This window comes from Kineococcus aridisoli (genome assembly GCF_050871885.1).
Classification (GTDB): domain Bacteria; phylum Actinomycetota; class Actinomycetes; order Actinomycetales; family Kineococcaceae; genus Kineococcus.
In genome coordinates, this window is the sequence record NZ_JBJLSF010000020.1 from 26,049 (window position 1) to 46,872 (window position 20,824).

At 76.1% G+C, this 20,824-nt stretch carries 25 protein-coding genes and 1 tRNA gene; 22 read left to right on the forward strand and 4 right to left on the reverse strand.

The genetic code is table 11. The features are described 5' to 3' along the window. Positions 1-60 precede the first annotated feature (60 nt). From ACRYM2_RS07950 to ACRYM2_RS07995, 10 genes are all read left to right on the forward strand, one after another. The gene (locus tag ACRYM2_RS07950; protein WP_432521303.1) at positions 61-756 is read left to right on the forward strand and encodes an ABC transporter ATP-binding protein; all 696 of its coding nucleotides are present in this window, start codon (positions 61-63) and stop codon (positions 754-756) included. Then, positions 753-2,120, forward strand: a complete 1,368-nt coding sequence (locus ACRYM2_RS07955) for an FtsX-like permease family protein (protein ID WP_432521304.1) — start codon at positions 753-755, stop codon at positions 2,118-2,120. The genes ACRYM2_RS07950 and ACRYM2_RS07955 overlap by 4 nt, the downstream gene beginning before the upstream one ends. A gap of 162 nt (positions 2,121-2,282) precedes the next feature. Then, entirely contained in the window at positions 2,283-3,140 is an 858-nt protein-coding gene (locus tag ACRYM2_RS07960; RefSeq protein ID WP_432521306.1) for a GGDEF domain-containing protein, read from the forward strand. Positions 3,141-3,190: 50 nt separating this feature from the next. Further along, positions 3,191-4,303 carry an NADH:flavin oxidoreductase/NADH oxidase gene (locus ACRYM2_RS07965; protein WP_432521307.1) on the forward strand — a complete coding sequence of 371 codons (1,113 nt, stop codon included), beginning with the start codon at positions 3,191-3,193 and terminating at the stop codon, positions 4,301-4,303. 15 nt (positions 4,304-4,318) lie between these two features. Further along, the gene (locus tag ACRYM2_RS07970) at positions 4,319-4,906 is read left to right on the forward strand and encodes a YqgE/AlgH family protein (RefSeq protein WP_432521308.1); all 588 of its coding nucleotides are present in this window, start codon (positions 4,319-4,321) and stop codon (positions 4,904-4,906) included. Between the two features lie 72 nt (positions 4,907-4,978). Continuing rightward, a complete protein-coding gene (locus ACRYM2_RS07975; protein WP_432521309.1) occupies positions 4,979-5,296 on the forward strand; it encodes a DUF3039 domain-containing protein in 318 nt (105 codons plus the stop codon). A gap of 64 nt (positions 5,297-5,360) precedes the next feature. Then, a complete protein-coding gene (locus ACRYM2_RS07980; protein ID WP_432521310.1) occupies positions 5,361-7,184 on the forward strand; it encodes a DEAD/DEAH box helicase in 1,824 nt (607 codons plus the stop codon). Between the two features lie 16 nt (positions 7,185-7,200). Then, positions 7,201-7,656: an SRPBCC family protein gene (locus ACRYM2_RS07985; RefSeq protein ID WP_432521312.1), complete on the forward strand. Its 456-nt coding sequence runs from the start codon at positions 7,201-7,203 to the stop codon at positions 7,654-7,656. A 34-nt stretch (positions 7,657-7,690) separates the two neighbouring features. Next, entirely contained in the window at positions 7,691-8,149 is a 459-nt protein-coding gene (locus tag ACRYM2_RS07990) for a tellurite resistance TerB family protein (RefSeq protein WP_432521314.1), read from the forward strand. A gap of 19 nt (positions 8,150-8,168) precedes the next feature. Then, a complete protein-coding gene (locus ACRYM2_RS07995) occupies positions 8,169-8,927 on the forward strand; it encodes an RDD family protein (protein ID WP_432521315.1) in 759 nt (252 codons plus the stop codon). Between the two features lie 33 nt (positions 8,928-8,960). Here the strand turns inward: ACRYM2_RS07995 and ACRYM2_RS08000 are convergent, their stop codons facing one another. Further along, on the reverse strand, positions 8,961-9,563 hold the full coding sequence (locus tag ACRYM2_RS08000; protein ID WP_432521317.1) for a nicotinamidase: 603 nt from the start codon (positions 9,561-9,563) through the stop codon (positions 8,961-8,963). After that, entirely contained in the window at positions 9,560-10,846 is a 1,287-nt protein-coding gene (locus ACRYM2_RS08005; RefSeq protein ID WP_432521318.1) for a nicotinate phosphoribosyltransferase, read from the reverse strand. Before ACRYM2_RS08005 ends, ACRYM2_RS08000 begins: the two co-directional genes overlap by 4 nt. A gap of 29 nt (positions 10,847-10,875) precedes the next feature. Here ACRYM2_RS08005 and clpS point away from each other — a divergent pair, with 29 nt between their 5' ends. From clpS to ACRYM2_RS08055, 10 genes are all read left to right on the forward strand, one after another. Next, entirely contained in the window at positions 10,876-11,184 is a 309-nt protein-coding gene (gene clpS, locus ACRYM2_RS08010) for an ATP-dependent Clp protease adapter ClpS (protein ID WP_432521320.1), read from the forward strand. A gap of 72 nt (positions 11,185-11,256) precedes the next feature. Continuing rightward, positions 11,257-11,811: a DUF2017 domain-containing protein gene (locus ACRYM2_RS08015; RefSeq protein WP_432521321.1), complete on the forward strand. Its 555-nt coding sequence runs from the start codon at positions 11,257-11,259 to the stop codon at positions 11,809-11,811. After that, the gene (gene murI / locus ACRYM2_RS08020; RefSeq protein ID WP_432521322.1) at positions 11,808-12,674 is read left to right on the forward strand and encodes a glutamate racemase; all 867 of its coding nucleotides are present in this window, start codon (positions 11,808-11,810) and stop codon (positions 12,672-12,674) included. The genes ACRYM2_RS08015 and murI overlap by 4 nt, the downstream gene beginning before the upstream one ends. A 474-nt stretch (positions 12,675-13,148) precedes the next feature. Then, positions 13,149-13,913 (forward strand): ribonuclease PH, encoded by a 765-nt coding sequence (gene rph / locus ACRYM2_RS08025; RefSeq protein WP_432521323.1) that lies wholly within the window; start codon positions 13,149-13,151, stop codon positions 13,911-13,913. Next, complete coding sequence (gene rdgB, locus ACRYM2_RS08030; protein WP_432521325.1) at positions 13,910-14,566, forward strand: RdgB/HAM1 family non-canonical purine NTP pyrophosphatase; 657 nt, start codon at positions 13,910-13,912, stop codon at positions 14,564-14,566. Before rph ends, rdgB begins: the two co-directional genes overlap by 4 nt. Beyond that, positions 14,563-16,161, forward strand: a complete 1,599-nt coding sequence (locus ACRYM2_RS08035; protein WP_432521326.1) for a molybdopterin-dependent oxidoreductase — start codon at positions 14,563-14,565, stop codon at positions 16,159-16,161. The genes rdgB and ACRYM2_RS08035 overlap by 4 nt, the downstream gene beginning before the upstream one ends. A 113-nt stretch (positions 16,162-16,274) precedes the next feature. After that, a complete protein-coding gene (locus ACRYM2_RS08040) occupies positions 16,275-16,955 on the forward strand; it encodes a fasciclin domain-containing protein (RefSeq protein WP_432521327.1) in 681 nt (226 codons plus the stop codon). A gap of 44 nt (positions 16,956-16,999) precedes the next feature. Then, the gene (gene sigK, locus ACRYM2_RS08045) at positions 17,000-17,572 is read left to right on the forward strand and encodes an ECF RNA polymerase sigma factor SigK (RefSeq protein WP_432521328.1); all 573 of its coding nucleotides are present in this window, start codon (positions 17,000-17,002) and stop codon (positions 17,570-17,572) included. Then, the gene (locus tag ACRYM2_RS08050) at positions 17,569-18,354 is read left to right on the forward strand and encodes an anti-sigma factor (protein WP_432521330.1); all 786 of its coding nucleotides are present in this window, start codon (positions 17,569-17,571) and stop codon (positions 18,352-18,354) included. The genes sigK and ACRYM2_RS08050 overlap by 4 nt, the downstream gene beginning before the upstream one ends. 68 nt (positions 18,355-18,422) lie before the next feature. Then, a complete protein-coding gene (locus tag ACRYM2_RS08055) occupies positions 18,423-19,418 on the forward strand; it encodes an ATP-grasp domain-containing protein (protein WP_432521348.1) in 996 nt (331 codons plus the stop codon). A gap of 33 nt (positions 19,419-19,451) precedes the next feature. On the opposite strand, the gene ACRYM2_RS08060 is transcribed toward ACRYM2_RS08055, so the two are convergent. Further along, positions 19,452-19,533: transfer RNA gene (locus ACRYM2_RS08060), tRNA-Leu, on the reverse strand. A gap of 15 nt (positions 19,534-19,548) precedes the next feature. After that, positions 19,549-20,034 carry a thioredoxin-dependent thiol peroxidase gene (bcp, locus tag ACRYM2_RS08065; protein ID WP_432521332.1) on the reverse strand — a complete coding sequence of 162 codons (486 nt, stop codon included), beginning with the start codon at positions 20,032-20,034 and terminating at the stop codon, positions 19,549-19,551. Positions 20,035-20,119: 85 nt separating this feature from the next. On the opposite strand from bcp, the gene ACRYM2_RS08070 reads away from it, so the two are divergent. Continuing rightward, complete coding sequence (locus tag ACRYM2_RS08070) at positions 20,120-20,410, forward strand: DUF3618 domain-containing protein (protein WP_432521334.1); 291 nt, start codon at positions 20,120-20,122, stop codon at positions 20,408-20,410. 77 nt (positions 20,411-20,487) lie between these two features. Next, a complete protein-coding gene (locus tag ACRYM2_RS08075) occupies positions 20,488-20,781 on the forward strand; it encodes a GroES family chaperonin (RefSeq protein WP_432521350.1) in 294 nt (97 codons plus the stop codon). The last annotated feature ends 43 nt before the right edge of the window (positions 20,782-20,824 follow it).

Below are 20,824 nucleotides of genomic sequence, written 5' to 3' on the forward strand. Positions count from 1 at the left end.
CCGGGCGGTTCCGCCCCCGCTCCGACGCGCCGGTGCCCACCTCCCCGGCAGCCTCGAGCCATGGACATCCTCACCGCCCGTGGTCTGGTCATGACCTACGGCTCCACCCGCGCTCTCGACGGCGTCGACGTCACCCTGCGCGCCGGGGAGTCGGTCGCCGTCATGGGGCCCTCCGGCTCCGGCAAGACGACGCTGCTGCACGTGCTCGCCGGCATCGTGCGCCCCACCTCCGGCTCGGTCGACCTGGCCGGCACCGAGCTCACCGCGATGAGCGACGCGCGGCGCACGCAGCTGCGCCGCACCGACTTCGGCTTCGTCTTCCAGTCCGGCCAGCTGCTGGACGAGCTGCCCGCGGAGGAGAACGCCGCGCTGCCGCTGATGCTCGGCGGCCTCGACCGCGCCACCGCCACCGCCCGCGCCCGCGACCTGCTGGCCCGCCTCGGCCTGGCCGGCACGGAGCGCCGCCGGCCGGGGGAGCTGTCCGGCGGGCAGGCGCAGCGGGTGGCCATCGCCCGCGCCCTCGTCGGCCGGCCCAAGGTCGTCTTCGCCGACGAGCCGACGGGGGCGCTGGACCAGGCCACCGGCCGCGAGGTCCTCGACCTGCTCACCGGTGCCACCCGGGCCCAGGGCTCCACCCTCGTCGTCGTCACCCACGACGCCGGGGTCGCCCGCTGGTGCGACCGCACGCTGGCCGTGCGCGACGGGCGCGTCGTGCAGGAGTTCCGCGCCCCGCTCACCGGGGCGGTGCAGCCGTGACCGGCGCCCTGCGGCTGTGGTTCACGCTGGCCCGGCACGTGCAGGGCACCCGCTCCGGCGGCGGCCGGCTGCCGAGCGTGCTGGCCGTCGTGGCGTTCGCGGTCACCACCTGGTCGGTGCTGACGGTCGCCGGGGGCGTGCAGGCGTTCGCCGAGCGCGCGGCCGCCCCCGGCGCCGGCCCCGACGCGCAGACCTACCCGTTCCTGTCGTGGGTGTCGGTGGCCCTGCTGCTCGTGCCCACCGCCACCCTCGGGGCGGCGGCGGCCCGCCTCACCGTCGCCCGCCGCGACGAGCGGCTCGCGCGGCTGCGCCTGGCGGGGGCCACCAGCGCCCAGATCGGGCTCGTCGCCCTGCTGGACGCGGCGGCGCAGGCCGTCGCCGGTGCCGCGCTGGGCGTGGTGGCCAACCTGCTGGCCACCCCCGCGGTGGCGCTGCTGCGCTTCCAGGGCCGCCCCTTCGAGCCGGCCGAGCTGCGGCTGGGGCCGGTCCTGGTGCTGGCGACGGCGGGGGCGGTGCTGCTGGTCTCGCTGCTCTCGTGCGCGGTGAGCCTGCGGCGGGTGGCCATCACCCCGCTCGGCGTGGCGCAGCGCCTGCCGGTCGCCGGGCTCAGCTGGGCGCGGGTGCTGCCCGTGCTGCTGCTCGGCGGCGGGTTCGTGGCCGCCTTCAACGCCGCCGGCGCGCTCTTCGGCCTCGGGCAGGCCTTCGGGGCGCTGGTGCTGGTCGGCTTCCTCGCGGGCGCCTTCGCCGTCTTCAACCTCGTCGGCCCGCTGCTGGTCTCCGTGCTGGGTCGGCTGCTGGCGCGGCGGGCCCGCGGGGTGCCGACGCTGCTGGCGGCCCGCCGGATGGTCGACGACCCCAAGAGCACCTGGCGCAGCGTGGGCGGGATCTCGCTGGTGACCTTCGTCGCCGGCTGCCTGAGCGTGACCCCCGGCCTGACGGCGGACGCGCAGGAGGGCGAGCAGGTCCTGCTCGCCGACATCGGCACCGGTGCGGCCGTCACCCTCGTCATCGCCGCGGTGCTGGCGGCCGTCTCGACGGGGGTCACGCAGGCCTCGCGGGTGCTGGACTCGCGCACGCAGTACCGGACCCTGCACCTGGGCGGCACCGACGTCGCCGTCCTGCACGCCGCCCGCTCGCGGGAGACGTGGGTGCCGCTGGTGGTCACGATGGGCGGGGCCGCGCTGCTGGCGCTGCTGATCGTCTCCCCGGTGATCGGGCTGCTGGGGTCGGCGCCCGTGGGCGTGCTGCAGTTCGCCGGGTGCGCGGCCGGCGGGGCGGGGCTGGTGCTGCTCGCCTCCCGCGCCAGCAGGCCGCTGGTCGAGGCCGCGGCCGCCGGCGCCGGTGCGGGGGTCGGCTCCCGGTGAGCCGCCGATCCGCCCAGCGGTGAGTCCCGACCCGAACACTCTGTGTCGCAACGTGTCCGCCGACCCGGGCATCTTCGGTCGGTGGCACGGGCGTGTCGCGCGCCGCCTCGTAGCGTCGGGTGCAGGACGACCCGCCCGGGTCGCCGGACCGAGGGGGTACGCGTGCAGGACGCCGACTACCGGCGCCTCGTCGAGGAGTCCCCGATCGCCACGTTCCTCGTGCGCGCGGGGCGGCGGGACCCCGCCCGCACGCTGCTGTGGGCCAACGCGGCGGCGCTGGAGCTGCTCGGGCGCGCGGCCTACGAGGTCGTCGGCCGCCCGCTGGAGGAGTTCGTGCACCCCGCCGACCGCGAGGACGTCGCGGCCCTGCTGCAGGCGGGCGGGCCCGCGCAGCGCGGTGCCCTCGAGTGGCGGATGCTGCGCGCCGGCGGCGGCACCGCCACCGTCGAGGTGCTGACGGCCGCGGTGGACGCCGACGGCGAGGACGCGCTGAGCCTGGCCTGCTGGGACGTCTCCCAGCACGTGGAGCGCACCCGCGACCTCACCCACCGCGCCACCCACGACCTGCTCACCGGCCTGCCCGACCGCGGGCTGCTGGAGGACCGCTGGGCGCAGGCGCGCTCGCGGGCCCGGCGCAGCGGTGTCGCGCCCGTCGTGGCCTTCTGCGACGTCGACGACCTCAAGCGCGTCAACGACCTGCACGGCCACGCCGCCGGCGACGCCGCCCTCGTCGCGGTCGCCGGGCGGCTGCGCAGCGCCGCCCGCGGCGAGGACACCGTCGCCCGCTTCGGCGGCGACGAGTTCATCGTCCTCGTCGAGGCCGCCGACGTGGAGCCCGAGGTGCTCGCGGCCCGGCTGCGGGAGGCCACGGCCGCGGTGCCGGTGCAGCTGCCGGACGGGACGTCGGCGACCCTCTCGTGCAGCGTCGGCCTCGTGGTCGACGACCTGGCGCGCACGAGCGCCGAGGTGCTCGCCGAGGCGGACCGGCGCATGTACGAGGACAAGCGCCGCCCGCGCTGAGCGCCTCCCCGGCGGGTGCGCCCGGCGGGCGCGACGTAGCGTGCGCTGGCGTGAGCCGACTGCTGGAACCCCTGACCCTGCGAGGCACGACCTTCGCGCACCGCGCGTGGGTGTCGCCGATGTGCCAGTACTCCTGCGACCCCGAAACCGCCCCCGGCGTGCCGAACGACTGGCACCTGGTGCACCTGGGCTCCTTCGCCGTCGGCGGCGCCGCCCTCGTCGTGACCGAGGCCGCGGCCGTCGTGCCCGAGGGGCGCATCACCCCGCACGACGCCGGCCTGTGGAACGAGGAGCAGGCGGCGGCCTGGTCGCGCGTCGTCGACTTCCTGCACGCCCAGGGCGCCGCGGCGGGCGTCCAGCTCGCCCACGCCGGCCGCAAGGCCAGCACCCACCGCCCGTGGTCGCCGGTGCAGGGCAGCGTGGCGCCCGCCGAGGGCGGCTGGGGGACCGTGGGCCCCAGCGCGCTGGCCCACGGCGACCTCGCGGTGCCCACCGCGCTGGACGAGGCGGGTCTGCGGCGCGTGGTGGAGGCGTTCGCGGCGGCCGCCCGCCGCGCCGACGAGGCCGGCTTCGACGTCGTCGAGCTGCACGCCGCGCACGGCTACCTGCTGCACCAGTTCCTCTCGCCGCTGTCCAACCACCGCACCGACGCCTACGGCGGCGACCTCGCCGGCCGCAGCCGGCTGCTGCTGGAGGTGCTGGACGCCGTGCGCGCGGTCTGGCCGCAGGACAAGCCGGTCTTCGTGCGGCTGTCCACCTCCGACTGGGTCGAGGGCGGCTGGGACGTGGAGGACTCGATCGAGCTGGCCCGGTGGCTGGCCGAGCGCGGCGCCGACCTCGTCGACGCCAGCTCCGGCGGCAACGCCCCCGAGCAGCGCATCCCCGTCGGCCCGGGCTACCAGGTGCCCAACGCCGGGCGGGTGCGCCGCGAGGCGGGCGTGCCGGTGGCCGCGGTCGGCCTCATCCTCGAGCCCGCCCAGGCCGAGCAGGTCCTCGTCAGCGGCGAGGCGGACGCCGTCTTCCTGGGCCGCCCGCTGCTGACCGACCCGCGCTGGCCCCAGCGGGCGGCCCTCGCGCTGCACGACGTGCGCGCCGTCGCCTGGCCCCCGCAGTACGTGCGCGCCACGCGCGAGGACGTCCCGCTCGTCCAGCCGCGCGGGTGAGCACAGAATGGAGGGGTGACCAGCCAGCTGCCCTCCACGACCCTCACGGGCCGCCTGCTGCTCGCGACGCCGTCGCTGACCGACCCGAACTTCGACCGCACCGTCGTCCTCGTGCTCAACCACGACGAGGACGGCGCGCTCGGCGTCGTCGTCAACCGTCCGCTGGACGTGGACGTCGACGCCGTGCTGCCCGGCTGGCAGCCGTTCGCGACGGCGCCCGGCAAGCTCTTCCAGGGCGGCCCGGTCGCCCTCGACTCCGCCCTGGGCCTGGTGGCGGTGCCGGGGGACCGGCCGGACCCGCTGGGGGTGCGCCGCGTCTTCGGGTCGGTGGGGCTGGGCTCGGTCGGGCTGGTCGACCTGGACACCCCGCCCGAGGCCGTCGTCGCCGAGCTGTCGGGCCTGCGCATCTTCGCCGGCTACGCGGGCTGGAGCGCCTCCCAGCTGGAGTCGGAGATCTCCGAGGGCGCGTGGTTCGTCCTGCCGGCCGAGGCGCGCGACCCCTTCTCCGACACCCCGCAGACCCTGTGGTCGCAGGTGCTGCGCCGCCAGGGCGGCGACCTGGCCCTGGTGGCCAGCTTCCCGGCGGACGTGACGCTCAACTGACGTGACGCTCGGCCGACGCGGCGCCCGGCCGACGCGGCACCGCCCGTCACCGGCGCCGCGTAGCATCGCGGCATGAGCTCGCCGACCGACGACCCGTTCCGCACCCGGCCCGAGCAGGCGCCGTCGACGACCCCCTCGCGCACCGCCGTCCTCGACCGCGAGGAGCGGGTCGAGGAGGAGGTCCAGCCCGGTGACCACGAGCGCTTCGCGCACTACGTCAAGAAGGAGAAGATCATGGAGTCCGCCCTCTCGGGCGACCCCGTGATCGCGCTCTGCGGCAAGGTGTGGGTGCCCGGGCGCGACCCCAAGCGCTTCCCCGTGTGCCCGACGTGCAAGGAGATCTACGAGAGCCTGACCGGCGGCGGGGACGGCGGCGGCGAGGACTCCTGAGCCCGGCGACCCGCGCGCCGCTGCCGGGGCGCGCTCCCGGCCGTCGTCTACGGTGGACGGACCGATGAGCACGACACACCACGAACCCCAGCTGGCCCTGTCGGGCACCACGTCCGGTCCCGTCGTCGACGCCCCCGGCGCCGCGGCCGCCCGGCCCCTGCGCGCGTGGCAGCACGCCGCGCTCGAGCAGTACTTCGACCCCGCCGCGGGCGAGCGCGAGGACTTCCTCGTGACGGCGACGCCCGGGGCGGGCAAGACGACGTTCGCGCTCGCGCTGGCCCGGCGGCTGCTGGACTCGCGGCGGGTGGACCGGGTCGTCGTCGTGGCCCCCACCGACCACCTGCGCACCCAGTGGGCCGAGGCGGCCCACCGCGCGGGCATCGAGCTGGACCCGACGATGACCAACGCCGTGGGACCGGTGCGCGCGGACGTGAGGGGCTACGTCACCACCTACGCGCAGGTGGCCGGGCACCCGATGCTGCACCGCGCCCGCGCCACCGCGAAGAAGTCCCTGGTGATCATGGACGAGATCCACCACGCGGGCGACGGCCTGTCGTGGGGCGACGCGGTCTCGGAGGCCTTCGGCGACGCCCGCCGCCGGCTGTCGCTGACGGGCACGCCGTTCCGCACCAAGGCCGACGAGCGCATCCCGTTCGTCAGCTACGTCGAGGACGACTCCCCGGAGTCCGAGGGCGGGCTGCGCAGCGCCGCGGACTACACCTACGGCTACAAGGAGGCGCTCGCCGACGGCGTCGTGCGCCCCGTCGTCTTCGCCGCCTACACCGGCACCTCCCGCTGGCGGAACTCCGCCGGGGAGGTCGTGGCCGCCTCGCTGACCGACGCCAGCACCAAGGCCGTGGAGTCGCTGGCGTGGAAGACGGCCCTGGACCCGCGCGGGGACTGGGTGCCGCACGTCATCGCGGCGATGGACGAGCGGCTGAACCACCTGCGCGAGCACGGCATGCACGACGCCGCGGGCCTGGTGCTGGCCTCCGACCAGGACGACGCCCGCGCCTACGCCAAGATCGTGCAGCGCGTCACGGGGGAGAAGCCGGCGCTCATCCTCTCCGACGACCCCAAGGCCTCCCAGCGGATCTCCGAGTTCGCCGAGTCCGACCAGCGCTTCGTCGTCTGCGTGCGGATGATCTCCGAGGGCGTCGACGTGCCGCGCGCGGCCTGCCTGGCCTGGATGACCTCCTACCGCACGCCGCTCTTCTTCGCCCAGGCCGTCGGCCGCGTCGTGCGCTCGCGCCGGCGCGGGGAGTCCGCGACCGTCTTCCTGCCCGCGGTCCGCCCGCTGCTCGCGCTGGCCGCGGAGATGGAGAGCGACCGCAACCACGTCATCCCGCCGCCGGCGTCGGTGTCCTCCGAGGAGGTCGACGAGGGCGGGCTGGACCTGCTGCCGCCGCCCGAGCGCGAGGCGGGCGGGCCCAAGGAGTACGAGGCGCTGGAGGCGCAGGCGGAGTTCGCGCACGTCCTGCACGGCGGGCGGGCCGTCACCGGCGCGCTGGAGCCGGTGCAGGTCAGCGCGGAGGAGGAGGACTACCTCGGCCTGCCGGGCCTGCTGTCCCCGGAGCAGACGGCCACGCTGCTGGCCCAGCGCGACGCGGAGATCCGCAAGCGCGCGGCGAGCCCGCGCCCGGTCGGCGAGGAGGACGCGCCCGTCCCGGCGCCGCAGGCCGAGCAGGCCGAGGAGGCCACCTGGCACACGGCGGCGCTGCTGCGCAAGGAGATCCACGGCCTCGTCGGGCGCATCGCCGCGGGGCGGCAGCTGCCGCACGCCACCGTCTACGCCAAGGTGCGCACGGCCGTGCCGGGGCCCCCGTCCGCCTCGGCGCCCGTGGAGGTGCTGCGCCGCCGGCGCGACCACCTCCTGTCCCTGCTCTGACCGGTAGGTTGCGACAGTGCCCGAGATCGTCCAGCGGACCATGGTCCGCGCTCCCGTCGCCGACGTCTTCGAGGTCTCCCTCGACCTCGACGTGGAGCGGGTCGCCGGCCGCCGCTACCGGGTCCGCGCCGTCGAGGGCGCCGGGCGCACCAGCGGCCGCATCGAGCTGGGGGAGAAGGTGCGCTGGCGGCTGCGGGTGCTGGGGGTCCCGCTGACGCACACCTCGCACATCGTCGAGCTGGAGCGCCCGCGGCGCTTCGTCGACCAGATGGAGCGGGGCGCGTTCGCGGAGTTCCGCCACGAGCACTCCTACGAGGCCGAGGGCCCGCAGATGACGATCATGACCGACCGGATGTCCTGGCGCTCGCCGTGGGGGCTGCTCGGCCGCGTCGCCGACCTGCTCTTCGTCACGCGGACCCTGCACCGGCTGCTCGCGGACCGCAACTCCGAGATCGTCCGCCGCTTCAGCTGAGGAACCGCCCGGCGGCGCCGCCCGTTGGCCAGGCATGGGTTTCCTGGACTCGCTGAAGAACAAGGGCCTGCTCGCGGGCGACCAGCTGAAGACGAAGGTGGGGCAGTTCAAGAGCAAGGACTTCGCGGAGGCCAGCATGGCCACCTGCGCGCTCATCGCCGCCGCCGACGGCAGCATCGACCCCTCCGAGCGGCAGAAGACCGCCGCGTTCATCGCCGGCAACGACGTGCTGTCGGTGTTCGACGCGGGCCAGCTGCGGGAGTCCTTCGACCGCTGGTGCGGCAAGCTGACCGCCGACTACGACTTCGGCAAGATCGAGGCGCTGCAGGCGGTCGGCAAGCTGCGCAGCAAGCCCGAGCAGGCCCGCGCGGTCGTGCAGGTGGGTGTCGTCGTGGGCGGTGCGGACGGCGACTTCGACGCCGACGAGAAGCGAGCGGTCCGCGAGGTGTGCCAGGCGGTGGGCATCGCCCCCAGCGAGTTCGGCGTCGCCTGACCTGGCAGGCTCTGCGCCCATGGAGACCCCGGCCGGGTGGTACCCCGACCCCTCGAACCCCGACCCCACCAGGCAGCGGCTGCGCTGGTGGGACGGGGCCCGCTGGACCGAGCACCTCCACGAGGCGACCGGGCCCGCGCCCGTCGCGTCCGGCTCCGCGCCCTCGCTGACGAAGGCCCCGCGGCTCGGGCACGAGGGCCACCGCGGCGCCCCGCACACCCCGGCCCAGCAGTACCCGCCCTCGCAGTACCCCGCGCCGGGCGTGCGGGCCATCGCGACCCCCGACGGCCAGGCCCTGGGCAACCTCGGGCTGCGGCTGCTGGCCCGCCTGGTCGACGGCCTCCTCGTCACGGCCATCGCCGCCGTGGCCGGCTGGTCGCTGCTGGAGCGCATGGCGCGGGTGGTGCTGGAGCGCACCGACGAGATGGCGCCGGGGCAGGTGCTCTCGCCGTTCGCGCTCGTGGGCGACCCGGCCCTCACCTCGGCGTCCTCGACGTTCACCCTGGTGCTGCTCGCGGTGAGCGCGGTCTACACGATCCTGCCGCTGAAGTTCTACGGCGCGACGCCCGGCAAGGCGCTGTGCCGGCTGCGGGTGCGCGACTGGCACCGTCCCGGGCTGCCCGGCTGGGGGCAGTGCATCGCCCGCTGGGCCGGCTGCGACCTGCTGGGCCAGGTGCTGGGCATCTGGTACCTCGTCGACTTCCTGTGGCCGTGCTGGGACCAGCGCCGCCAGGCCCTGCACGACAAGTTCGCCCGCACCGTCGTGGTGGGCCGCTGAGGGTGGGCCGCTGAGGGCTCTCGTGCGCGGCGCTCAGCCCTGCACGACGGGGTCGCCGACCAGGGCGACCCCGGCCCCGCGCAGCTGCTCCAGCGCCGCGTCGACGCCCGCGCGGGAGATCCCGGCGGTCAGGCCCAGCAGCACGGTGGCGCGCAACCCCTCGCGGGCGGCGTCGAGGGCGGTGGCGCGCACGCAGTGGTCGGTGGCGATCCCCACCACGTGCACCTCCTGGACCTCCCGGGCGCGCAGCCAGTCCGCCAGGCCGGTGACCAGCTCACCGCCCTCGGCGGTCACCGACGTCGTCGTCCCCTCGAAGCCGGAGTAGGCGGCCGCGTACTGGCCCTTGCGGAAGACCGCCTCGATGCGCCGGGTCTCCAGCGCGTCGTGCAGCAGCGCGCCGTAGCTGCCGGCCCGGCAGTGCGGCGGCCAGCTGTCGACGAAGTCGGGGGTGTCGGAGAAGTGCGGGCCGGGGTCGACGTGGAAGTCCTGGGTGGCCACCACGTGCTCGTAGCTGATGCCCCCGCGGGCCAGCAGCTGCGAGATGGACGCGGCGATCTCGTCACCGCCGGCCACGGCCAGCGAGCCGCCGGGGCAGAAGTCGTTCTGGACGTCGACGACGATCAGCGCGCGGGTCACCGCGCACCCTCCGGCGCGAGCACCGTCGTGGGGATCGCCGGGTCGCCCTTGGACAGCGCCAGCCCGTCCCAGGGCAGCGTCACCAGCGCCCGGCGCAGGTGCTCGCGCGAGGCGCGCAGGTCCGGCAGGTCCTCCACCCGCTCCCCGTCGACGACCAGCGGCACCTGCAGCGGCCGGTCGTTCGGCTCGCGCGGCGGAGCGGCGCCCACCCCGAGCACCTCGTCGGTCGCGGTGCCGGTGGGGCGGTGGCGGCGCACGGCCACCTTGCGCCCGCCCTGGGTCGTCTTGGAGGTGGAGCGCTTGGCGACCGGGCGGCCCTCGACCTCGACGAGCTTGTAGACCAGCCCCGCCGTGGGGGCGCCGGAGCCGGTGACCAGCGAGGTGCCCACCCCGTAGCCGTCGACGGGGGCGGCGGCCAGCGCGGCGAGGGCGTACTCGTCGAGGTCGCCGGAGACGACGACGCGCGTGCTCGTGGCCCCCAGGGCGTCCAGCTGCTCGCGCGCCTGCACGGCCAGGACGGCCAGGTCGCCGGAGTCGATGCGCACCGCCCCCAGCTGCGGGCCGGCCACCCGCACCGCCGTCTCGATGCCGCGGGTGATGTCGTAGGTGTCCACCAGCAGGGTGGTGCCGACGCCGAGCGCTCCCACCTGCGCGGCGAAGGCGGCCTCCTCGGTGTCGTGCAGCAGCGTGAAGGCGTGCGCGGAGGTCCCCGAGGTGGGGATGCCGTAGGTGGCGCCGGCCTGCAGGTTGGAGGTGGAGGTGAAGCCGGCGAGGTAGGCGGCGCGGGAGGCGGCCACCGCCGCCTGCTCGTGGGTGCGCCGCGAGCCCATCTCGATGAGGGGGCGGTCCTTGGCGGCGGTGGCCATCCGGGCCGCCGCCGCGGCGATGGCGCAGTCGTGGTTGAGGATCGACAGCAGGACCGTCTCCAGCACCACGGCCTCGGCGAAGGTGCCGGTGACGGTGAGGATCGGCGAGCCGGGGAACCACAGCTCGCCCTCGGCGTAGCCCTCGATCGAGCCGCGGAAGCGGTAGGTGGACAGCCAGGCCAGCGTGGGCTCGTCGAGCACGCCCCGCAGCCCGGCCAGCACCTCGGGGGTGAAGGTGAAGTCGCGCACCGCGTCCAGGACGCGCCCGGTGCCGGCGACGACGCCGTAGCGGCGCCCCTCGGGCAGCCGCCGCCCGAAGACCTCGAACGTGCAGCGCCGCTCGCCCGTCCCGTCGGACAGCGCGGCCTGCAGCATCGTCAGCTCGTAGTGGTCGGTCAGCAGCGCGGTGCTCGCCATCGGCTCAACGTATCGGCAGGCCGCCTAGAATGCCGTGCGTGCCTCCCGCAGTGACCGCTCCCGTGGAGCTGGACCGCCCCGAGGCCGACCTCGCCGCGGTCCCCGACACCCCCTGGGTCACCCTGGTCTGGAACGACCCGGTGAACCTCATGTCCTACGTGTCGTACGTCTTCCGCACCCACTTCGGCTACTCCGAGGCCAAGGCCGACGCGCTCATGCTCGACGTGCACCAGAAGGGTCGCGCCGCGGTGAGCTCGGGCAGCCGCGAGCAGATGGAGCGCGACGTCGAGGCCATGCACGGCTACGGCCTGTGGGCCACCCTCCAGAAGGACGAGTGAACGACCCTGGCCACCTTCCGCCGCTCCCGCCACGGCCTGTTCTCCCTCACCCTGCAGCCCACCGAGGCCGACGTGCTGGCCTCGCTGGCGCGCGAGGTCCTGGAGCTGCTCGAGGTGCCCGAGCGGGCGCCCGAGCGCCCCGTCGACCCGCTGCAGGCCGAGCTGGGCCTGGCCGACCTGCCCTCCTTCGCGGCGCCGCTGGAGCAGCTGGAGGGGCTGGGCGGCGGCGACGGGCCGGTGGCCGCCCCCGAGGACGCGGTGCTGCGCCGGCTGCTGCCGGACGCCTACGGCGACGACCCGCAGGCGTCGGCGGAGTTCCGCCGCTTCACCGAGCGCGGGCTGCGCGAGCGCAAGGCGGAGAACGCCCGCGGCATGCTCGCCGCGCTCGCCCCGGTCGCCGGGCAGGGCGGGCGGGTGCAGCTGGACGCCGAGGGCGCCCGGACCTGGCTGGCCGCGCTCAACGACATCCGGCTGGCGCTGGGCACCCGCCTGGGCGTGCGCGACGACGTCGACGCGTTCGCCGAGCTCGACGAGGACGACCCCGCGCGCTGGGCGTGGGCGGTCTACGACTTCACCACGCACCTGCAGGAGACGCTCGTGCGCTCGATGGGACGAGGAGGGGCGTGAGCGTGAGCGCCGCCGCGACGGCCGACAGGGACCTGCCGATCGGCATCTTCGACTCCGGCGTGGGCGGGCTGACCGTGGCCCGCTCGGTGCTCGACCAGCTGCCGCACGAGTCGATCCACTACGTGGGCGACACCGCGCACAGCCCGTACGGGCCCAAGCCCATCGCCGAGGTGCGCCGGCTGGCGCTGGACGTGCTGGACAGCGTCGTGGAGTCGGGGGTGAAGATGCTCGTCATCGCCTGCAACTCCGCCTCCGCGGCCATGCTGCGCGATGCGCGCGAGCGCTACGACGTGCCCGTCGTCGAGGTCATCCAGCCGGCCGTGCGCCGGGCCGTGCGCGCGACCCGCAACGGGCGGGTCGGGGTCATCGGCACCCGGGCGACGATCTCCTCGCGCGCCTACGAGGACGCGTTCGCGGCCGCGCCGCACCTGGCGCTGACCACCGCGGCGTGCCCGGCGTTCGTGGAGTTCGTCGAGCGCGGCACGACCTCCGGCCCGGAGCTGATGACCGCGGCCCGCGGGTACCTGGCCCCGGTGATCGCCGCCGACGTCGACACCCTCGTGCTCGGCTGCACGCACTACCCGCTGCTGATGGCCGTGCTGCGCAGCGTCGTCGGCGACGACGTGACGCTGGTCTCCAGCGCGGAGGAGACCGCCTTCGACGTCTACCGCGAGCTGGCCGCGCGCGAGCTGCTGCGTCCCGACGACCGGCCCGCGCCGCGGCACCGCTTCACCGCGACAGGAGATGCGTCAGCGTTCCGGCAGCTCGCGCAGCGCTTCCTCGGACCGCGCTTCGGCGCCGGCGAGGGGTCCGCGCCGGTCGCGGTCGACGAGACGGGGCCGCTGTACCTCGGGGCGCTGTGAGCAGCGGCCGCTGAGCGGGCACCAGGACCTCGACGGCGGGGTGCCAGGGCCAGCCGGCGAGGGCGGAGACGGGCTGGCTGCGGGCACCGTCGGTGAACTCGACGACGCGGCGGCCGAGGTGGCCGTGCGCGTGCACGGCGGCGACCTCGCGGACGACGAGCCCGTCCAGGGGCAGGGCCGTGACGCGCAGCGGCCGGAGGACCACGCCTTCGTGGTCGGCTCTGCTGGTGGCGATCCGGTCGCCGGGGCGCAGCGCCCGTGTCGTGCGGAGGACCATGGGCACATGGTGGCGCCCGGAGCTGGGCTTCGGCTGGACATTCCACCGATCCGGTGCCGCGTTGCCCCGAACGACGCAGGATCGTGACCCTCCGTGACAATCGTTGCAACGCCACGTGTTCGACGAGTCGCTGACCGTCACCGCCGGGGCCGGGAGCCCCTCCTCCGGGGGGCACGGGCGGGTGAGAGGCTGGGCGGGTGACTGAGGCGACTCCTGCTCCCCGCGCGGACGGCCGCGCCCCCGACCAGCTGCGGCCGGTGCGCATCACCCGCGGCTGGCTCGACCACGCCGAGGGCAGCGTGCTCGTGGAGTTCGGGCGCACCCGGGTGCTGTGCGCGGCCAGCTTCACCGAGGGCGTGCCCCGCTGGCGCAAGGGCTCCGGGCAGGGCTGGGTGACCGCCGAGTACGCGATGCTGCCCCGCTCGACGAACACCCGCAGCGACCGCGAGTCCGTCAAGGGCAGGATCGGCGGCCGCACGCACGAGATCTCCCGCCTCGTCGGCCGCAGCCTGCGCGCGGTCGTCGACACCCGCGCGCTCGGCGAGAACACGGTCGTCCTCGACTGCGACGTCCTGCAGGCCGACGGCGGCACGCGCACCGCCGCCATCACCGGCGCCTACGTCGCGCTCGCCGACGCGATCGCGTGGGCGCGGGGCAGGGGCCTGGTCAAGGCGTCCGCGAAGCCGCTCACCGGCTCGGTCAGCGCGATCAGCGTCGGCGTCGTCGACGGCCGCCCCGTGCTGGACCTGCCCTACGTCGAGGACGTGCGCGCCGAGACCGACATGAACGTCGTCGTCACCGGCGACGGCCGGTTCGTGGAGGTGCAGGGCACCGCCGAGGGCGTGCCCTTCGACCGCAGCGAGCTCGACGCGCTGCTGGACCTGGCCGTCGGCGGCTGCGCGCAGCTGGCGCGGCTGCAGGCCGAGGCGCTGGCCGGCGCGGCCCCCGGGGCGCCGGCGTGAGCGGGCCCGGCCGCCGGGTGGTGCTGGCCACCCGCAACGCCCACAAGACCGGCGAGCTGCGGGCGGTCCTGGCGCCGCTGCTGCCCGACGTGGAGGTCCTGGGGCTGGACGCCTTCGAGGACGTGCCCGAGGTCGCCGAGACCGGGGTGACGTTCGCCGAGAACGCGCTGCTGAAGGCGCGCGCGGTCGCCGCGGCCACGGGCGTGCCCGCGGTCGCCGACGACTCCGGCATCGCCGTCGACGTGCTCGGCGGGGCACCGGGGATCTTCTCCGCGCGCTGGGCGGGGCGCCACGGCGACGACGGGGCCAACCTGGAGCTGCTGCTGGCGCAGGTCGCCGACGTGCCCGCCGAGCACCGCGGCGCCGCGTTCGTGTGCGCCGCGGCGATCGCGCTGCCCGGCGGCGGCGAGGCCGTGCGCACCGGTGAGCTGCGCGGGCGGCTGGCGAGCGCACCGGCGGGCGGCGGCGGCTTCGGCTACGACCCCGTCTTCGTCCCCGAGGGCTCCTCGAGGACCCTGGCCGAGCACGACGCGGCGGAGAAGAACGCGATCAGCCACCGCGCCCGCGCCTTCACCGCGCTGGCCCCCCTGGTGGCCGACGCCCTGGCCGGGCGACCCATCCCGGGGGCCGCCCGCTCCGAACCCCGGGGGTGAGGACACCGCAGGACGAGCAGGAGAGCGCGGCGACCGGTGCGGAGGGGAGCCCGGGACCGCGGCGGCGGCCCCGGACGCACCGGACGGCCGCGCTGTGCGGCGTCCTCGCGGCAGGGCTGACGCTCGGCGTGGGGCAGCTGGTGGCGGGGGTCGTCTCCCCGTCGGCGGCTCCCCTCGTCGTCGTCGGCGACGCCGTCGTGGACCGGGTGCCGGCGTGGCTGAAGGACGTCGCCGTCCGCACCTTCGGCACGAGCGACAAGGTGGTGCTGCTGTCGACGATCGCCGTCCTGGTGCTGGCGCTGGCGGCGCTCGCGGGCGTGCTGGCCCGTCGCCGCCTCGCGGCCGGGGTCGCGCTCGTGGCGGTGCTGGGCGGCGTCGGCGTGCTGGCCGCGGCCACCCGCCCGGACGCCAGCGCCCTCTCGCCGCTGCCCTCGGCGCTGGGCGCCGCGGCCGGCGCGTACGCGCTGACGCTGCTGACCCGCCGGCTGGCGCCCGCGCCCGCGGGCGCCGCGCAGGAGCAGCGCCCGCCGCGGCGCGCGGTCCTGCTGGGCGGCGTCGCGGCCGCGGGCCTGGCCACCGGCGGCGCGGGCCAGGCGCTGGTCGCCGTCCGCAGCGCGGAGCGCTCGCGCTCGCGCGTGGTGCTGCCCGCACCGGCCGACCCCGCGCCCGCGCTGCCCGCGGGGCTCGACCCCGCCGAGGCGCTCGCGAGCGGGCTGACGACGTACGCCACGCGGACGGCGGACTTCTACCGCATCGACACCGCGCTGGTCGTCCCCGACGTCGTCGCCGAGGAGTGGTCGCTGCGCATCCACGGCGACGTCGAGCGCGAGGTCGTCCTCGGCTTCGACGAGCTGCTGGCCAAGCCGCTGCGCGAGCGCTGGATCACCCTGACGTGCGTGAGCAACGAGGTCGGCGGCTCCTACGTGGGCACCGCCCGCTGGCTGGGGTACCCGCTGGCGAACCTGCTGGAGCAGGCCGGGGTGCGCGGGGGCGCCGACATGCTGCTGGCCACCAGCGTCGACGGGTTCACCCTGTCCGCGCCGCTCGCGGAGGCCACCGACGGGCGCGACGCGATGCTCGTCGTCGGCATGAACGGCGAACCGCTGCCGCGCGAGCACGGGTTCCCGGTGCGCATGGTCATCCCCGGCCTCTACGGCTACGTGTCGGCCTGCAAGTGGGTCACCGACATCGAGGTGACCCGGTTCGCCGAGAAGACCGCGTACTGGACCGACCGCGGCTGGGCGCAGCGGGGGCCGATCAAGACGGCCTCGCGCGTCGACGTGCCGAAGTCCTTCGCGAAGGTGCGCGCCGGCACCGTGCCCGTGGCGGGCGTCGCCTGGGCGCAGCACCGCGGGATCTCCCGGGTCGAGGTGCGCGTGGACGAGGGGGAGTGGCAGCAGGCGCGGGTCCTGCCCTCGGCCTCCAGCGACACCTGGTGCCAGTGGGTGTGGGAGTGGAACGCCACCGAGACCGGCAACCACAGCCTGCAGGTGCGCGCGACCGACGGCACGGGTGCCGTCCAGACCGACGTCGTGGCCGCGCCGATCCCCGACGGTGCGAGCGGCTACGACTCGGTGTCCGTCACCGTGGTCTGATCGGGTGACGACCGGAAAACCCTGCGGCACGGGCAATCCGGGCGCCCCGCGGTTCCGAACCCCTGGTGTTCGACCAGCCGGGAGGACCGGCTGGCACCGATGGGAGGAAACTCGTGAAGCGCTCTGGAACCCTGCTCGCCCTGGCGGCCACCGCGACGTTCGGCCTGGCGGCCTGCGGCGGCGGTGACGCCGCCTCGTCGGAGTCCTCGATGAGCAGCACCACCAGCTCCAGCCCCAGCTCGTCGAGCTCGTCGAGCTCGTCGAGCTCGTCGAGCTCGGCGATGAGCCCGGCCGCGGTGGACGGGCCGGTCGGCCCGGGCTGCGCCGACTACGCCGCGGCCAACGCCTCGGGCCCGGCCTCGGTGGACGGCATGGCCGCCGACCCGGTCGCCACCGCGGCGGCCAACAACCCGCTGCTGAAGACCCTCACCGCGGCCGTCTCCGGCCAGCTGAACCCGCAGGTGAACCTCGTCAACGACCTCAACGGCGGCGAGTTCACCGTCTTCGCCCCGGTCGACGACGCCTTCGCCGCGATCGACCCGGCCACGGTCGAGGGGCTGAAGACCGACAGCGCGACGCTGCAGAAGATCCTCACCTACCACGTCGTGCAGGGCCGGCTCTCCCCGTCCGAGGTCGTCGGCACGCACACCACCCTGGAGGGCCAGGACCTCACCGTCGCCGGCACCCCGGAGATGCTGACCGTCAACGGCGGCTCCGACGTCGTCTGCGGCGGCGTCTCGACGGCCAACGCGACCGTGTACCTCGTCGACGCGGTCCTCATGCCCCCGGCCTGACCCGGGCGAGCCAGGTCGAGGGGCAGGTGCCACAGTTGGCGCTGATGACGACCTCCCGACCCCGCGACGCAGCGGCAGCCGGTGCCGACGAGGCGCTGGTCGCCGCTGCCCGCGGCGACCAGAGCGCGTTCGCGGCGTTCTACGACGCGACGGCGGCCGCCGTGCACGGCACGGTGCTGCGGGTGCTGCGCGACCCCGCCCAGTCCGAGGAGGTCGTGCAGGAGGTGTTCCTGGAGGCGTGGCGGCAGGCGCCGCGCTTCGACCCGGAGAAGGGCTCCGCGCGCGGGTGGGTGGTCACGATGGCCCACCGGCGGGCGGTCGACCGGGTGCGGGCCAGCCAGGCCAGCACGGCGCGCGACGAGCGGGTGGGGGTCCGCGAGCTGCCGCCGTACGACAGCGTCAGCGAGGAGGTGCAGGTGCTGCTGGAACGGGACGAGGTGCGCCGCGCGCTGCAGTCGCTGACGCCGCTGCAGCGCGAGGCCGTGGACCTCGCCTACTACGGGGGACGGACCCAGAAGGAGATCGCCGACGAGCTCGAGGTCCCGCTGGGCACGGTGAAGACACGGCTGCGCGACGGGCTCATCCGGCTGCGCGACGCGATGGGGGTGTCCCGGTGAGCGACCAGGGACGACACCCGGGGGACGACCCCCTGCTGGCGGGCGCGTGGGCGCTGGACGCCCTCGACGAGGACGAGCGCGCGGGCTACGAGGAGCGGCTGCGCCGCCACCCCGAGGAGCGCGCGGACGCGGAGTCGCTGCGCGCCGCGGCGGCCCGCCTGGGGGAGGCCGAGGCCGTGGCGCCGCCGGCGCACCTGCGCGGGGCGGTGCTCGCCGCCATCGCCGGCACCCCGCAGGAACCGGGGGGACCGCAGGAGCCCGCGCGGACGCAGGAGGGGCAGCGGCCGCAGGTGGTCGACCTCGCGGCCGAGCGCACCCGTCGCCGCGGTCCCTCGCGCTGGAGCGTGCTCGTGGCCGCGGCCGGGGTCGTCGTGGCCGCGGTGGGGGTCGGTGTCGGGGTGGGCCAGCGCGGCGAGCAGCAGGTGGTCGCGCAGCCGAGCGCCGCCCAGCGCGCCGCGGAGCTGCTCACCGCCCCCGGCGCACGGGTGTCGACCGTGGCGGCCAGCTCCGGGGGCACGGCCACGGTCGTGCGCGCCGGGCAGCAGGTCGCCGTGCTCACCACGGGGCTGCCCGCCGCGGGTGCGGGCCGCGACTACCAGCTGTGGCTGGTCTCGGGCGACGCGCTGACCTCGGCCGGGATGCTGCGGGTGTCCGCGGACGGATCGGCGGCCACCGTCGTGGACGCGCCGTCGGTGGACGCGGTGGGCATCTCGGTGGAACCGGCGGCCGGCTCGCAGCAGCCGACGACCACCCCGGTCGTGCTGGCACCGCTCGGCGCCTGAGCCGCGGGGGCGGGGGCACGGGCGGGAGCGCGGCGGGGGTGGCGGGTGCCGTCCCGCCCCGGCGCGCGATGCTGTCCCGCGTGAGCACTCCCGCCGTCCACGTCCTGCACGAGAACCCCGAGTGGATGCCGCCCTTCGTGGCGGCCTTCGCCGCCGAGGGCGTGCCCCTGGTCGAGCACGAGCTGACCGGCGGCGTCCTCGACCTCGCCGAGCAGCCGGCGCCCGGCGTGTGGTGGTCGCGCATGTCGGCCTCCTCGCACACCCGCGGGCACCTGGCCTCCAGCGCGCACACCCGCGCCGTGCTGTCCTGGCTGGAGGCCGCCGGCCGGCGCACCGTCAACGGCCGCGCCGTCCTGGAGCTGGAGCTCAGCAAGGTCGCGCAGCTGACCGCGCTGGCCGCGGCCGGCATCGACGTCCCGCGCACCGTGGCCGTCGTGGGCGGTGCGGGGCGGGAGCTCGTCGCGGCCGCGCGGGCGTTCGCCACCGGGCTGGGCGACGGCTTCGTCACCAAGCACTCCCAGGGCGGCAAGGGGCTGGGCGTGGCCCGCTTCGAGACGGTCGACGAGCTGGAGCAGGCCGTGGCCGAGGGCGGGCTGGAGGAACCGGTCGACGGCGTCTGGCTGCTGCAGGAGTACGTGCGTCCCGCCGACGCGAGCATCACCCGCGCCGAGTTCGTCGGCGGGGAGTTCCTCTACGCGGTGCGCGCCGACACCGCCAAGGGCGGTTTCCAGCTGTGCCCGGCGGACGCCTGCGCCATCGACCCGGCCACCGGCCGGCCCGTGCTGCCGCCCGGCGCCACCGTGCAGCAGGAGGTCGGCGACACGATCTTCAGCCTGCGCGAGGGGTTCGAGCACCCCGTGCTGCAGCGCTACGAGCGGTTCCTGGAGGCCGCAGGCGTCGAGGTCGCCGGCGTGGAGCTCATCGAGTCCGCCGACGGCCGGCTGGTCACCTACGACGTCAACACCAACACCAACTACAACGCCGCCGTCGACGCGGCCGCCCCGCGCTCGGGCCCGCGCGAGATCGCCCGGTACCTGGGCCGGCTGCTGGCCGAGCAGGGCTGAACGCGGGGCTGGACGCGGGGAGGGGCTGAGGCGTGCGGGAGGCGGGACTCGAACCCGCACGCCCGGGGGCACAGGATCCTAAGTCCTGCGTGGCTGCCAGTTACACCACTCCCGCTCGCGGACGCCCAGCCTAGCCGTCCAGGCCGAGGTCCTTGCGGAGCTTGGCCACGTGCCCGGTGGCCCGCACGTTGTACTGCGCCAGCTCCACCACGCCCTGCGGGTCCACCACGACCGTCGAGCGCACCACGCCCACCGAGGTGCGGCCGTAGTTCGTCTTCTCGCCCCACGCCCCGTACGCCTCCAGCACCCGGTGGTCGGGGTCGGACAGCAGCGGGAAGGTGAGCCCGTCGCGCTCGGCGAACTCGGCGAGCCTGGCGACCGGGTCCTTGGAGACGCCCAGCACCCGGTAGCCGGCGGCGGCCAGCGCGTCCAGGGAGTCGCGGAAGTCGCAGGCCTGCGTCGTGCAGCCGGGGGTCATCGCCGCCGGGTAGAAGTAGACGACCACGTGCTCGCCGCGCAGCTGCGAGAGCGTGACGCTCGAGCCGTCGTGGGCGGTCAGCGTGAAGTCGGGCGCGAGGTCGCCGGGAGCCAGGCGCCCGGTCGTGGACGAGGTCATGCCCGCACGCTAGTGCGCCCCGGGAGGAGCGCCAGCGCACCCTCCGGTACGGTTCCGGGACCATCAGCGAGAGCAGGAGGTGGCCGTGGCGGCCAGCGGCGGCAAGGCCGAGATCACGACGAGCGACCCGCGGGTGCTCGAGCGCGAGGTGGAGCTGCGTCGGGCCCAGCTCGCCGGGACCATCGACGAGCTCACGTCCCGGTTGGCCCCGGCGGCCATCAAGGAGCGGTCCATCGCGACCGCGCGGGCGAAGGTCCTCGACTTCACCACCGACGGGCACGGCTCGGTGCGCGTCGGCCGCGTCGCGGCCCTGGCCGGCGTCGCGGTGGGCGTGGCGGTCGTCGCCGTCGTCCGGGCGGTGCGCAAGCGCCGCTGAACCGGCCGCGGGCGGGGGGCGCTACGGTTCGCGGGGTGAGCACCCCCCCTGCCGACGACCCCCGCCTGCCGGTCCGGATGCTGCACGACCGCGTCCTCGTCGCCGCCGACGAGGCGGGGGAGCGCACCTCCACCGCGGGCATCCTCATCCCCGCCACCGCGACCGTGGGGCGCCGGCTGTCCTGGGCGTCGGTGGTGGCCGTCGGCCCGCACGTGCGCCAGGTGCAGACCGGCGACCGGGTCCTGTTCGACCGCGAGGAGAAGGCCGAGGTCGAGCTCGAGGGCAGGACCTACGTGCTGCTGCGCGAGCGCGACCTGCACGCCGTCGCGGCCCCCCGCGTCGAGGGCGGCCGGACGGGGCTGTACCTCTGAGCACCTCCGCACCCCCCGGCCCGTCCCCCGCGCCGCGCCGCAA